The organism is Aquifex sp. (assembly GCF_056494385.1).
Map to the genome: position 1 here is coordinate 1 of NZ_JBSLZM010000068.1, position 12,332 is coordinate 12,332.

A 12,332-nucleotide genomic window follows, 5' to 3' on the forward strand; every position below is an offset into this window, starting at 1 on the left:
TTCCTCATCTACGTTTAGTTCTTCAAGAAAGGAGGGTATGTCTACCCCCAGGATTTTATCAAGAAGTGAGAAGAGGCCGACGAGGAAAGCCTTTTCCGCCATTTGAGGAGAGGACTTATTCATAAGCTCTTCCGCTATGTGAGCCCTTATCAGGGACCTTTTCCAGAGTTCGGGATGTTCAAGATTCATATACTCGTTCAAGGCTATAAGTAGGACAAATTTCTTAACGTTCTCAAGTCCCACATATGCCACTGCATGTTGAAGATCCTCAATTTTCTTCCTTCTTGCGAAATAGGCGGAGTTAACAAACTTTAAGAACTTAACAGCAATTCCCACGTCTGAACCTATTATTTCCGCTATATCTTTCAAACTCTTTGCATGGGTTAAAGCGTTCATAAGCCTGAAGAGGGTTACTTTAAGAAAAGGTGCCAGATCAACATTCAGAATAACCTCGGGCTTTCCCAGGTAGTATCCCTCAAAGTAATCCACGCCCCAATTGTAAAAACTTTTATACTCCTCTTCGTTCTCTATCATGGAAACGAGAACCTTCTTTCCGTTCCTCTTGGCTCCTACAACCTTTTCTTTACTCACATCATCCCTGAAAAACTCTATTATGTGAACAAGTGCTATTAAGTCCTTATAACTTGATCTGTAGAGCTTGGGGTGAAGTATGAAAAAAACTCCTCTCCTTTTGAAGTCTTTTATTTTTTCGATGACCTTTTTATAAACTGTTTCTCCTACTGGGACATCCGGCGGATTTATATCAAATACAACCCTATCAAGAGGCAAAAGTTCAAGAGATTTATTAAGCAGGGATTCAAAAGAAACGTTTATTACCAACCTTTTGCCTTCACTAACTTTCTCAAATCCGTGTTCAAGAAGTATGTTCGTGATTATATAAGTGGCACGAGAAAAGGGAACCCCGGAGGGGTATTTATCCGGCTCGTCACTCTTTCTCAGGTAAACCTCGTAAGCAAAAAGGTTTCCCTCTCTATCATATATTGGTTGCCTTGCTATTGCGAAGCTCATCTATCTTCCTCTTCAACTCCGGGTAAAGGGGAAAAGCTTCACAAAGCTCCCTTACCTCTTCTCTTATTCTGTTTATAAGGTTTTCATCGTCCATGTTGTGGAGAACCTGTGAAATCCACACGGCTATCTTCTTCATTTCGTCTTCCTTCATACCTCTCGTTGTAAGGGCAGCGGTTCCTATTCTTATTCCGCTTGTCTTGGTAGGAGGTAGCGGGTCAAAGGGAACGGCATTTTTATTAACCGTTATCCCGGCTTTCTCAAGGGCTTTTTCCGCGTCTTTACCGATTATGTTCTTGTTTCTGAGGTCAACGAGGACTATATGTGAGTCTGTTCCGCCCGTGACTATCTTGAAACCCTCCTTTTGGAGCTCTTCCGCAAGAACCTTCGCGTTAATAACGACCTGTTTAGCGTATTCCTTGAACTCTTCACTCATGGCTTCTTTGAAAGCTACGGCTTTAGCCGCTATAACGTGCATAAGCGGACCGCCCTGTATACCCGGAAAGACACTTTTATCTATAGCTTTCGCAAACTCTTTTGTCGTAAGTATGAAACCGCTTCTCGGTCCCCTCAGCGTTTTATGGGTTGTTGAGGTTACAAACTGAGCGTAAGGGACCGGGTTCGGATAAACACCTCCCGCTACCAGGCCCGCGTAGTGTGCCATGTCAACCATAAAAAGTGCACCCACCTCGTCCGCTATTTCCCTCATTTTTGCCCAATCAAACTTTCTGGGATATGCAGAAGCCCCTCCTACTATGAGTTTAGGCTTATGTTCCTTTGCAAGTTTGTAAAGCCGGTCGTAGTCTATAAGCTCCGTTTCCGGGTTCACTCCGTAATGGATTACGTTGTAAATCTTCCCGCTAAAGTTCACCTTAGATCCGTGGGTGAGGTGTCCTCCGTGGGCGAGGTCCATTCCCATTATCGTGTCCCCCGGCTTTAAAACCGCAAAGTAAACCGCCATATTAGCCTGAGAACCCGAATGGGGTTGAACGTTTGCGTGCTCCGCTCCGAAAAGTCTTTTAGCCCTCTCTATTGCCAGGTTTTCAACTATGTCAACGTATTCACATCCTCCGTAATACCTCTTTCCGGGAAGACCCTCCGCGTATTTGTTCGTAAGAACGCTTCCCGTAGCTTCCATAACCGCGAGGGATGTGAAGTTTTCTGAGGCTATCATCTCAAGGTTGTAAAACTGCCTTTCGTACTCTTTTACAACCGCGTCAAAAACCTCGGGGTCGGTTTTCAGGAGATGTTCCATAAATTAAGATTATAACCGCGATGCTAATATAACAATCTATGGAACATACCCATAAGGATATATACGTAATTCAGAACGTCCACATAGCCCTTGACGTCTTATTCCTTCTTGAGAAAAAACCCTACACCTTTGAAAGACTTCAAGAGGAGCTGAGGGTAAGTAAACAAAAGCTTTCTAAAATCCTGAACTTCCTTATAGAAAACGAGTGGGTTTCCTACGATGGAGAAAATAAACTTTACAGGCTGGGTATAAAAAACTTTGAACTCGGGATGGCATATCTTAACCACCTTGATATAAAAAAGGCTTCAAAACCTATCCTTAACTACATAGCGGACAAGGTAAAGGAAAACGTGTATCTTACAACACGGGTGGCTTACGAGGTTTTGTATATAGAAAGAAGTGAGGTAGACAGAGAGGTTAAAATCCTCTCAAGATACGGGAGGGTTCTTCCCCTTTACGCTTCCGCCTCCGGAAAGATTTACCTATCCCACTTTGACAGGAGGGAGATAGAAGATTACTTCAAAAGTGTGAAATGGATAAAGCACACGAAAAATACAAAAACACCCGAAGAACTAATAAAGGAACTACCGAAAATAAGGGAAGAAGGATACGCTACGAACCTTGAGGAGTATGAAGAGGAAGTCGTTAGCTCCGCGGCACCGGTTTACGATTACGCGGGAAACGTTAAGTACACTATAACCGTTGTTGCACCTTCTTACAGGATGAAAGAGGAAGACCTTCTAACTTGGGTAAAGGAAATTCTCAAGGAAGGGGCTAAAAAGCTTTCGGAAAAACTGGGACGCATATCCCGCTGAGGTTTATATTATTCATATAAAGAAATTTAAGTGGTTTGGTCGGAGGTTATAATGAAGGTAGGATATGTAGCGATTGTCGGAAAGCCGAACGTGGGAAAGTCAACTCTTCTCAACAACATACTCGGAACAAAGGTATCAATAATTACACCTAAGGCGGGAACTACAAGGATGAGGATTTTGGGAGTGAAGAACATACCCGACAAGGCCCAAATAATATTCCTTGATACACCGGGAATATACGAGCCCAAAAAGTCGGACGTTCTCGGTCATTCAATGGTTGAAACCGCAAAGCAGTCCCTTGAGGAAGCTGACGTGATTCTATTCATGATAGACGCAACGGAAGGCTGGAGGAAGAGAGACGAGGAAATTTACCAAAACTTTATAAAGCCACTCGGAAAGCCCGTAATAGTCGTTATAAACAAGATTGACAAGATAGGACCGGCTAAGAACGTTCTTCCTTTAATAGACGAGATACATAAAAAACACCCGGAGCTTACCGAAATAGTTCCCATAAGTGCACTGAAAGGGGCAAACATTGGGGAGCTTCTGAAAACGATAATTAAATACCTTCCCGAGAGTGAACCTCTCTTTCCCGATGATATGATAACAGACCTTCCCTTAAGACTTCTTGCCGCCGAGATAGTCAGGGAAAAAGCTATGATGTTAACAAGGGAGGAGGTTCCAACTTCTATAGCGGTAAAGATAGACGAGATAAAGCCCGGGGACGCTAATCCAAATATGCTCGTTATAAGAGGGGAAATCATTGTAGACAGGGAAAATCTAAAACCCATAATAATAGGGAAGAAGGGACAGAGGCTGAAAGAGATAGGCAAAAGGGCGAGAGAAGAGCTTGAACTTATCCTGGGAAGGCCTGTTTACCTTGAATTATGGGTCAAGGTCATACCCGATTGGAGGAGAAGACCCGAATATGTAAGACTCTTCGGTTATAGTTTTTAGTTAATAAAAGTTATCAGGAGGTAAAAAGATGGGCTGGGTGCTCAGAACTGTAATCTTCTTAGGACTTCTCACAGGGCTCTTAATGGCTATAGGAGGAATTATAGGTGGAACCGCCGGAATGCTAATAGCCCTTATAATTGCGGGCTTTATGAACTTTATGAGCTACTGGTTTTCCGACAAGATAGTTCTTACGATGTACGGAGCTAGAGAAATACCCTACGAAGAAGCTCCATGGCTTCACGAAATGGTTGAAGAACTTGCAAGGAGGGCTAACATTCCAAAACCCAAGATATACCTCGTCCCCATGGAACAACCGAACGCTTTTGCAACGGGAAGAGGACCAGACCATGCAGCGGTAGCTGTAACAAGGGGAATTCTTGAGATACTGGAACCCGAGGAGTTAAAAGGGGTTCTTGCCCACGAGCTTGCCCACATAAAGAACAGGGACGTCCTCGTTGCGACAATAGCTGCAACCATAGCAGGAGCTATAGGATTTCTCGCAAATATGGCACAGTGGGCACTATTTTTTGGAGCATTTCAGAGTAACAATAACACTGAAGAAAACGAAGAGGGTAGTGGTGTAGGAGAATTACTTGCCTCACTCGTGATAATTATCATCGTCCCGATAATAGCTACGCTTATACAGCTTGCGGTCTCAAGGACCAGGGAATACATGGCGGATGAGACGGGAGCAAAGATATGCGGGTGTCCGGTAGCTCTTGCAAGAGCTCTTAAGAAAATAGAGGAGTACGTTATGCAAGTGCCCGAGAACGTTAACCCCGGAACTGCACATCTCTTTATTGAAAATCCCCTAAAAGGCGAGGGAATTATGGAACTACTCTCAACTCACCCTTCAACCGAAAAGAGAATCCAAAGGCTTTGTGAGCTCGCAAGGAAGATGGGACAGGAGTGTATATAATTTAATGGATGCTAAAACTCATAGTAATAAGGCACGCGGAGAGCGAATGGAACCCTATAGGAAGATATCAGGGGCTCCTGGACCCGGACCTCACCGAAAGGGGAGTAATGCAGGCAGAAAGACTTGCGGATTCTCTGAGAAACGAAAGGATAGATGTCCTCTTTGCCTCTCCCCTTAAAAGAACTTTCAGAACAGCCCAGATAATAGGAAAAAAAATCGGGCTTGAGCCCGTAAAAGAAGAAAGGGTTATAGAGATAGACCACGGAGTTTGGTCTGGAAAGCTTGTTGAAGAAGTAAAAAAGCTTTATCCGGAAGATTTTGAGCTTTGGCTGAAAGAACCCCACAAGGTGAAGTTTCCCGAAGGTGAGACTCTTCAAGATGTTTACAACAGAGTTAAGGACTTCCTTGAAGATATACTAAGAAAGTATAACGAGAAAACTGTCGCTGTTGTTTCCCATACCGTTCCTATACGGTGTCTTTACTGTGCGGTTCTTGGTATAGACCTTTCTAAGTTCTGGAGTTTCGGGTGTGATAACGCATCTTACTCGGTGGTATACTTAGATGCAGAAGGCAGGAACGTGATTCAGAAGTTAAACATCACCTGCCATTTGGGGGAACTTTATGTTGAAGCCCATAAGGCTCTTTAGTATATTACTTCTGGTAGTATCTCCGCTCTTCCCTCAGGAGCTGAAAAAGGAGCTCATCCTTAAGGTAAAGGTTCATGAAATACTGAGGGTAGACAAGCCGGAGATAACAATTCCCGATAAACTTTCCTACAGGGTTCCTGTATTCAGACTTAAAGAAAAGGATTTATCCGCTTACTTTTTTGAACCCCCCAAAAAGCTTGAGGAGGCTGAGTTATACGAACCGAAAACGGAGGGGTGCGGTGCACCGAAGGACCAAGTTCTATATCTAAAAGCCGTAAAGGAGTATAAAAAGGGTAATCTCATAGGAGCTGATGAGGAGGCAAAAAAACTCCTATCCCTTCAGCCTTCACCCTTCGGGAATGCGGGGCACTACATCCTCGGACTTATATACTATAAAAGAGGATACGAAGAAAAAGCTCTGGAAAACTTTAAGAAAGGATGTAACAAGCTACACACCTACAGGGAAGCCTCCTGTGAAAGCTTTTATGCACTTTACTACAGGTTAAAAGGAAAGCCCTACGAGACCCAGGAACCCCTTTTGTGGAACTACGTTTACCTCATAGGCACAAATGAGCAAATACCCCAAAAACCGTTAAGGGATTGTAATAAATACACGTTTAAAGAGTATTGTAAATACGTAAACGACTTTATAGAGGGAAAGGTAAATGAGGACTATAAGGAAAGCACGCTAATAAGGAGGGCTATACTCCTATTCAAAAGGGGAAAGCTTGAGGAAGCGGAAAGAATCCTTAAAGCTTTTTCCCGCAAGTTAATTTCCAACAGAGACGCAATAGTCTATTACCTTGCCTTAATAGCTGTGGAAAAGGGAGATTACGATAAAGCACTTGATAGGGCTCTCTTGCTTGAAACCCTAAACGAAGAACTCGCGAGGGATGTATATCTTCTCCTTGCATTAAAAAACCCTGAGTTTGCGGACTTTGTATACGAAAAAACCAAAGCGAAGGAAATACTGAGATATGCAGGAATCAGAGCTTATAACAGAGGTGAGTATAAAAAAGCGATTCACTACTTTGAGAAATCGGGGGATTACTTTTACGCTGCCCTTGCCCACTTATGGCTTAAAGATTACGAAAAAGCTTACGAATACCTAAAGAAAACTAAAAAAGACACGGAACTTTATTACAAGGTTCTTCTTGAAGTTTTATACAGACTTGATAAAGAAGTAGAACTTAAGAGTGTCCTTGAGGAGATAAAGGAAAAGTTTCCTAAACTTTATACAGAGTATTACGGATGGTATCTATTCAAAAAGGGAAGGTGGAAAGAGGCTGCGAAGTATTTGAAAAACCCTTACTATAAAGCGGTAGCTTACTTTAACGCAGGTGATTACGAAAAAGTTCTTGAGATACTCAGGGACAAAAATGATTATAAATCAAGAATCCTGAAGGCGAAAGCAGCCATAGCCCTCGGAAAGGGTATACTTGCGAGGAAGTTTTTGTTTAACGAAACACCGGAAGAATTATACCTCACGGGACTCAGCCACTTTATAGAAGGAAATTACGAGAAGGCCATTCCATACTTTAACAAAGCAGCGAAGGATAAGAAATACGAGGTAAAGGCTCTAATAAAGCTTGCGGATTCATACTACAACATGGGAAAGAAGGAGGAAGCTAAAACCGTTTACAGGTTAATACTGAGTAAGTATAGGGGAAGGGAGGAAGTAAAAGACGCACTTATAGGTCTTGCCCAGATTGAGAGTGAAAACCCTTCAAAGGAACTTGAAAAAATCGTTGAGGAGTTTGAGAAGAAGTTTCCCGAAAGTCCGCTGCTTCCTGAACTAAAGCTTCAGCTTGCAAGGTATTACGCAAAAGAGGGAAGAAAGATAGAAGCCCAGTTTATACTGAGAAAGCTTATAAACAACCCCGAGTACAGGGAGAGGGCCCTATTCGAGCTTGCAAGGGTAACAGAGGACCCTGAAGAAAAGGAAAAGATACTACTTGACCTTGTAAATTCTAAGGATAGGGTAATAAGGGAAAAGGCATTTAACGAACTCAAAAAGCTTTATGAGGGCGAAAACAATCTCCTTAAGCTCGCAAGACTTCTTGAGAAAAAGGGGGATGAAGGAAAGATAAAGGCAATATCCCTATACCTGAAAATAGACAGAGTTAAAGAGGCAGAAAGACTTTTTAAGGAAATGTATAAGAAGTATCCGGAACTTGAAGAGTTAAAAGCTCTCGCTCTAAAATTTTACGAAAAGACCCGTAAAAAGTATTACCTTGATATAGCCTACAAAAGCACAAATAAAGATGTGTTCCTAAGGGCTTCTTACTATCTCGGTAATTACTACTATAAAAGAGATAGAAGTAAAGCACTTGATTACCTTCTTGAGGTTGTCCTGTCCGATAATAAAGACCTTCCCTTTTACAAGAGGGCTGTTTTTATGAGTGCGGAGATTCTCAGAAAAATGGGAGCCTACAAAGACGCTTCCTGTATTCTTGAAAGGTTAAAGGACGTAAAGCTGGAAAGTTGGGAGAGGGAAAAGTTATTAGAATTAAAAAAGAGGCTCCCCGAGTGTGGAGGTTAAATTATGGACATAGTTCTTTCCTGGATTGAACGGGGCGGGATAGTAATGTATCCCCTCATACTTCTTTCTATACTCTCGTGGTATGTAATTATTGAGAGAGCTTTTAACCTTAGGTTTAAGAACCTAATCCCCCAAAACCTTAATGAACTAAAGATGCTTATACAAAAAGGGGATTATGAGAGTGCCCATAAAGTTGCAAGCGTCATAGACCACCCTTTTACGAAAGCTATCTCCGTAGTTCTGGAGGAATACCTCAAAGGCAGGAGGGAGAAGGGATACCTCATTCAACTTATGGAAGCGGAGCTTTCGGGTATTGTTCCCAGGGTTGAAAAAAATCTTCCGATTTTATCAACAACCGCATCTGTTGCCCCGCTTCTGGGACTTTTCGGAACGATTACCGGACTCATAAAGGTGTTTCAGGCTTACTCTCTTACCTCTCACGAACAGGCTATTAACCTTCTTGCAAAGGGAATAAGTGAGGTTCTCGTGGCCGCCGCTACCGGCCTTGGTGTGGCTATACCCGCACTAATCTTCTATTGGATATATAAGGTTTTAGGAAACACGATTCTTGAAAAGGTGGAAAGGGAAGCCAAGGAAATTATAAACTCCCTGGAGTAAAAGATGAACCTGAGGAAAAGGAGAAGACTCTCGGAAGAAGAAAAAGCGTATATAGACGTTGTCCCTCTGGTCGATACCCTCCTCGCGGTGTTTTTGTTCCTTGCCATTCTTGCTTTCCAATCACCCGAGACATTTATGGCAATCAGGCTTCCCTTTGCAGAAACGGGTGAGAAACAAAACATAACAGCTCTTAAGGTTCAAATAGACAGTGAAGGAAATTACATGATTAACGGAAAAAAAGTATCCCTGAGGAACGTTGAGGAGTTACTCAAAAAAGAGAAACCCGGTTATCTGATTATAGAAGCTGACCAAGAAACGAAACATAAATTCGTTGTAAATATTATGGACCTTGCAAGGAAAAACGGAATTCAGGACGTTATAATAGCAGTAAGAAAGAAAAGATGAGTTTTTTCCTGAAAAAGTTACTTTCTTATTTTATACTTCCACCCGGTATATACATAATTTCATTTTTGTTAATATCCTTTCTCTCAAAAAAGAAGTTTATAAGGATTTTTGCTCTAGCTTCCGCAATCTCCCTTTACCTTATTTCCGTAGAACCGGTAAAGGATATCCTATTTTACCCCCTTGAGAGTGCTTACGGTATTCCTTCAAGGCTTGAGGGTGATGCTATAGTGGTTCTCGGAGGAGGGGTTTATAACAACGGAAGATTAAAGGCTTCCTCTTATAAAAGGTTGATAACGGGGTTTCTTCTTCATAATAGAACAGGTCTACCGATTATACTCTCCGGGGGTGCTGCGATAAACGTAATTCCGGAAGCTAAGGTCATGCAGGAGCTTTTAAAAAGTTTCGGTGTTGAGGAAAAGAAGATTATAGCGGAACTGAAAAGCAGGGATACGGAAGAAAACGCGAGATACGTAAAGAAGGTTTGTGAAAAACTCGGCTGTAAAAAAGTTATCCTTGTGACGTCTGCCTTTCACATGATACGTTCGGTGAAACTTTTTAAAAGAGTGGGCCTTAAGGTGGTTCCGTATCCTACAGACTTTAGATACGAGGGTAGATACAACCTATACAGTTTTCTTCCGAAATACAGCGTGTTTTACGACTCCTCCATAGCTATAAGGGAATATATAGGTCTACTCTTTTACAAGCTCACGGGTCGGATTTAAGCTTTTCAAAAATATCCTTGACTTGTTTAAAAGTTTCTTCAAGACTTCCCGAGTTATCTATAACGTAGTCCGCGAACTTTACCTTTTCTTCCGTAGGCATCTGATTTCTCCATCTTCTTTCAAAATCCTCCTCACTCATACCCCTTCTTAAAACCCTATCCTTACAAACTTCGTAAGGTGCGTAAACAACAACAAGTTTATCGTAGTTCTTATACGTCCCTTTCTCAACGAGGAGGGAAGCCTCAAGGATAAATATAGCATCTTTCGGTAATTCCTTTACAACCCTGTCTATCTCATCATACAGTGCCTTGTGGGTAATCTCCTCAAGCTTCCTCAACTTTTCTTTATCCTTGAAAACGATATTCGCTAACTTCTTCCTGTCTATATTCCCTTTTTCATCAAGTATTTCACTTCCGAAGAGTGATAAAACCTTATCGTAAACGGGGTGTCCTTTTCTGTAAAAGGAGTGTATCACCTTGTCCGCATCCATCACGTAAGCTCCAAGGGAGCGGAACATTTCAGCAACTGTTGACTTACCGCAACCTATGTTTCCCGTAAGACCTACCTTCTTCACGTTAAGATTTAGTATAATAATTCCCTCTTAGAGGAGGTAAGGTAATGGCTGCGTGTGAAATATGCGGAAAGAGAGCCGTTGTCGGAAGGAGAGTAACCTTCTCGGGTGAGAGAAATAGAAGGATTTTTAAACCCAACGTCCATAAGATGAGGGTAAGACTTCCCGACGGAACCGTTAAAAGAATTTACGTATGCACGAAGTGCTTAAAAGCCGGAAAGGTTATAAAAGCCCCCAGAATACCGAAAGAGTAATTTTATGACGCGGTTTATTAGATTCCTAACGGCGGGAGAGTCCCACGGAAAGGGGCTCACAGCCATTCTTGAAGGCATCCCCGCAAACCTTTCCTTATCTGAGGAGGACATAAACGCTGACCTGAGAAGGAGGCAGAGGGGTTACGGACGCGGAGGGAGAATGAAAATAGAAAAGGACAGCGTTGAGATACTCTCGGGTGTAAGGTTCGGAAAAACCTTAGGTTCTCCAATAGCTCTTTTTATAAAAAACAGGGATTGGGAAAACTGGAAAGAGAAAATGGCTGTAGAAGGAGAACCTCCGAACTCTGTTGTTCCCTTCACAAGACCGAGACCGGGACACGCGGACTTGGCAGGAGGTTTAAAGTATAACCAGAGGGATTTAAGAAACATCCTTGAGCGCTCATCCGCACGGGAAACCGCAGCAAGAGTAGCTGTTGGTGCTGTATGTAAGAAGCTTCTTTCCGAGTTCGGAATAAAGATAGGAAGCTTTGTTGTTAGTATAGGAAAAAAGGAAGTTGAGGAGCTGAAGGATAAATCTTATTTTGCGAACTCGGATAAGCTCCTTGAGTTCTATCAAAGTGCGGAAAACTCGGAACTTCGTATTCCCTTCCCTGATAAGGATGAGGAGTTTAAAGCTATTATAGATGAGGCTAAGGAGAATGGGGAGAGTTTGGGTGGGGTTTTCGAGGTTTTTGCGGTAGGTGTTCCGCCGGGCCTTGGTTCCCATATTCAGTGGGATAAACGGATAGACGGAAGGATAGCACAGGCTATGATGAGTATACAGGCTATAAAAGGCGTTGAGATAGGGGTAGGTTTTGAAGCCTCAAGAAAGTTCGGGTCGGAGGTTCACGACGAAATAGGATGGAGTAAGGATAGGGGGTTTTTCAGATTTACAAACAGACTCGGCGGAACGGAAGGGGGAATAACGAACGGGATGCCCCTTGTGGTTAGGGTTGCTATGAAGCCCATCCCCACGTTGAAGAATCCTCTGAGAAGTGTTGATATAAATACAAAAGAGGAGTTGAAAGCCGGAAAAGAGAGAACGGACGTTGTAGCAGTCCCCGCTGCTTCAGTAGTGGGAGAAGCTATGCTCGCTATAGTTCTTGCGGATGCTTTCCTTGAAAAGTTCGGAGGTGACTTCGTAGAAGAAATAAAGGAAAGGTATAAAGCTTATATGGACCATATAAAGAGCTTCTGAGATGAGAATACTTTCAATAGACACCTCTTACTCCTTTTTGAACTTCTCCATAATTGAGAATGGAAGGGTTAAGTTTCTTTATTATCTGGATAGTGACAAAAAAACTCTTGAAAATATGCCTAAGGTTTTGAACGATTTATGTGTAAGACCCGAGGATTTTGACGCTTTTGCAGTTTCCGTTGGAGTAGGATATCTTACATCTCTTAGGATAGGTGTAACATTCGTAAAAACATGGGCTTATATTCTTAAAAAACCTATAGTTTCCTTCAAGAATTTAGAACTCCTTTCGGAGTTTACACCCGTTGAATACCCGAAAATCCCCTACCTGAAGGTAAGTAATAACATCTTTTACCAGATTTTTGAAGAGAATAAAAAAAGCGAAGTAAGGATATACAAAGGAGAA

General features: G+C 42.3%; 14 protein-coding genes. 11 read left to right on the forward strand and 3 right to left on the reverse strand.

Annotation, left to right across the window (positions count from 1 at the left end; all coding sequences use genetic code 11):
* Together ACWB1W_RS05325 and ACWB1W_RS05330 are read right to left on the reverse strand one after the other, a co-directional pair.
* Positions 1 to 1,029, reverse strand: a 1,029-nt coding sequence (locus tag ACWB1W_RS05325) for an EAL and HDOD domain-containing protein (protein WP_479370350.1), incomplete at its 3' end; no start/stop codon positions are given.
* Complete coding sequence (locus ACWB1W_RS05330) at positions 995 to 2,281, reverse strand: serine hydroxymethyltransferase (protein WP_479370351.1); 1,287 nt, start codon at positions 2,279 to 2,281, stop codon at positions 995 to 997. The genes ACWB1W_RS05330 and ACWB1W_RS05325, both read right to left, overlap by 35 nt.
* A 38-nt stretch (positions 2,282 to 2,319) precedes the next feature.
* Here ACWB1W_RS05330 and ACWB1W_RS05335 point away from each other — a divergent pair, with 38 nt between their 5' ends.
* The 8 genes from ACWB1W_RS05335 to ACWB1W_RS05370 all read left to right on the forward strand — a co-directional run bounded on the left by ACWB1W_RS05335 (position 2,320) and on the right by ACWB1W_RS05370 (position 9,906).
* Positions 2,320 to 3,096, forward strand: a complete 777-nt coding sequence (locus tag ACWB1W_RS05335; RefSeq protein ID WP_479370352.1) for an IclR family transcriptional regulator — start codon at positions 2,320 to 2,322, stop codon at positions 3,094 to 3,096.
* Positions 3,097 to 3,147: 51 nt separating this feature from the next.
* Complete coding sequence (gene era / locus ACWB1W_RS05340) at positions 3,148 to 4,053, forward strand: GTPase Era (RefSeq protein WP_479370353.1); 906 nt, start codon at positions 3,148 to 3,150, stop codon at positions 4,051 to 4,053.
* Positions 4,054 to 4,081: 28 nt separating this feature from the next.
* Entirely contained in the window at positions 4,082 to 4,972 is an 891-nt protein-coding gene (locus ACWB1W_RS05345) for a zinc metalloprotease HtpX (RefSeq protein WP_479370354.1), read from the forward strand.
* A gap of 8 nt (positions 4,973 to 4,980) precedes the next feature.
* Positions 4,981 to 5,619: a phosphoserine phosphatase PspA gene (gene pspA, locus ACWB1W_RS05350; RefSeq protein WP_479370355.1), complete on the forward strand. Its 639-nt coding sequence runs from the start codon at positions 4,981 to 4,983 to the stop codon at positions 5,617 to 5,619.
* Positions 5,594 to 8,161, forward strand: coding sequence for a tetratricopeptide repeat protein (locus ACWB1W_RS05355; RefSeq protein ID WP_479370356.1), 2,568 nt, complete (start codon positions 5,594 to 5,596; stop codon positions 8,159 to 8,161). The genes pspA and ACWB1W_RS05355 overlap by 26 nt, the downstream gene beginning before the upstream one ends.
* Before the next feature lie 3 nt (positions 8,162 to 8,164).
* Positions 8,165 to 8,779: a MotA/TolQ/ExbB proton channel family protein gene (locus ACWB1W_RS05360; RefSeq protein WP_479370357.1), complete on the forward strand. Its 615-nt coding sequence runs from the start codon at positions 8,165 to 8,167 to the stop codon at positions 8,777 to 8,779.
* Positions 8,780 to 8,782: 3 nt separating this feature from the next.
* Positions 8,783 to 9,184, forward strand: a complete 402-nt coding sequence (locus ACWB1W_RS05365) for an ExbD/TolR family protein (protein ID WP_479370358.1) — start codon at positions 8,783 to 8,785, stop codon at positions 9,182 to 9,184.
* A gap of 65 nt (positions 9,185 to 9,249) precedes the next feature.
* Positions 9,250 to 9,906 carry a YdcF family protein gene (locus ACWB1W_RS05370; protein WP_479370359.1) on the forward strand — a complete coding sequence of 219 codons (657 nt, stop codon included), beginning with the start codon at positions 9,250 to 9,252 and terminating at the stop codon, positions 9,904 to 9,906.
* Here ACWB1W_RS05370 and coaE read toward each other — a convergent pair.
* On the reverse strand, positions 9,890 to 10,480 hold the full coding sequence (gene coaE, locus ACWB1W_RS05375) for a dephospho-CoA kinase (protein WP_479370360.1): 591 nt from the start codon (positions 10,478 to 10,480) through the stop codon (positions 9,890 to 9,892). The two genes, ACWB1W_RS05370 and coaE, sit on opposite strands and share 17 nt — an antisense overlap.
* Before the next feature lie 44 nt (positions 10,481 to 10,524).
* Between coaE and rpmB the strand changes: the two genes are divergently transcribed.
* The 3 genes from rpmB to ACWB1W_RS05390 all read left to right on the forward strand — a co-directional run.
* Positions 10,525 to 10,731: a 50S ribosomal protein L28 gene (gene rpmB, locus ACWB1W_RS05380; RefSeq protein ID WP_479370361.1), complete on the forward strand. Its 207-nt coding sequence runs from the start codon at positions 10,525 to 10,527 to the stop codon at positions 10,729 to 10,731.
* Positions 10,732 to 10,735: 4 nt separating this feature from the next.
* A complete protein-coding gene (gene aroC, locus ACWB1W_RS05385; RefSeq protein ID WP_479370362.1) occupies positions 10,736 to 11,929 on the forward strand; it encodes a chorismate synthase in 1,194 nt (397 codons plus the stop codon).
* 1 nt (position 11,930) lies between these two features.
* Positions 11,931 to 12,332: tRNA threonylcarbamoyladenosine biosynthesis protein TsaB (locus ACWB1W_RS05390; protein WP_479370363.1), on the forward strand; the 402-nt coding region annotated here is incomplete at its 3' end.

What these genes read in the sequence shown, in the direction of transcription:
- aroC (WP_479370362.1), top strand. Translation starts at nt 10,736, where the DNA reads ATGACGCGGTTTATTAGATTCCTAACGGCGGGAGAGTCCCACGGAAAG.
- era (WP_479370353.1), top strand. Translation starts at nt 3,148, where the DNA reads ATGAAGGTAGGATATGTAGCGATTGTCGGAAAGCCGAACGTGGGAAAG.
- ACWB1W_RS05345 (WP_479370354.1), top strand. Translation starts at nt 4,082, where the DNA reads ATGGGCTGGGTGCTCAGAACTGTAATCTTCTTAGGACTTCTCACAGGG.
- ACWB1W_RS05365 (WP_479370358.1), top strand. Translation starts at nt 8,783, where the DNA reads ATGAACCTGAGGAAAAGGAGAAGACTCTCGGAAGAAGAAAAAGCGTAT.
- ACWB1W_RS05355 (WP_479370356.1), top strand. Translation starts at nt 5,594, where the DNA reads ATGTTGAAGCCCATAAGGCTCTTTAGTATATTACTTCTGGTAGTATCT.
- pspA (WP_479370355.1), top strand. Translation starts at nt 4,981, where the DNA reads ATGCTAAAACTCATAGTAATAAGGCACGCGGAGAGCGAATGGAACCCT.
- ACWB1W_RS05360 (WP_479370357.1), top strand. Translation starts at nt 8,165, where the DNA reads ATGGACATAGTTCTTTCCTGGATTGAACGGGGCGGGATAGTAATGTAT.
- ACWB1W_RS05335 (WP_479370352.1), top strand. Translation starts at nt 2,320, where the DNA reads ATGGAACATACCCATAAGGATATATACGTAATTCAGAACGTCCACATA.
- ACWB1W_RS05330 (WP_479370351.1), bottom strand. Translation starts at nt 2,281, where the DNA reads ATGGAACATCTCCTGAAAACCGACCCCGAGGTTTTTGACGCGGTTGTA.
- rpmB (WP_479370361.1), top strand. Translation starts at nt 10,525, where the DNA reads ATGGCTGCGTGTGAAATATGCGGAAAGAGAGCCGTTGTCGGAAGGAGA.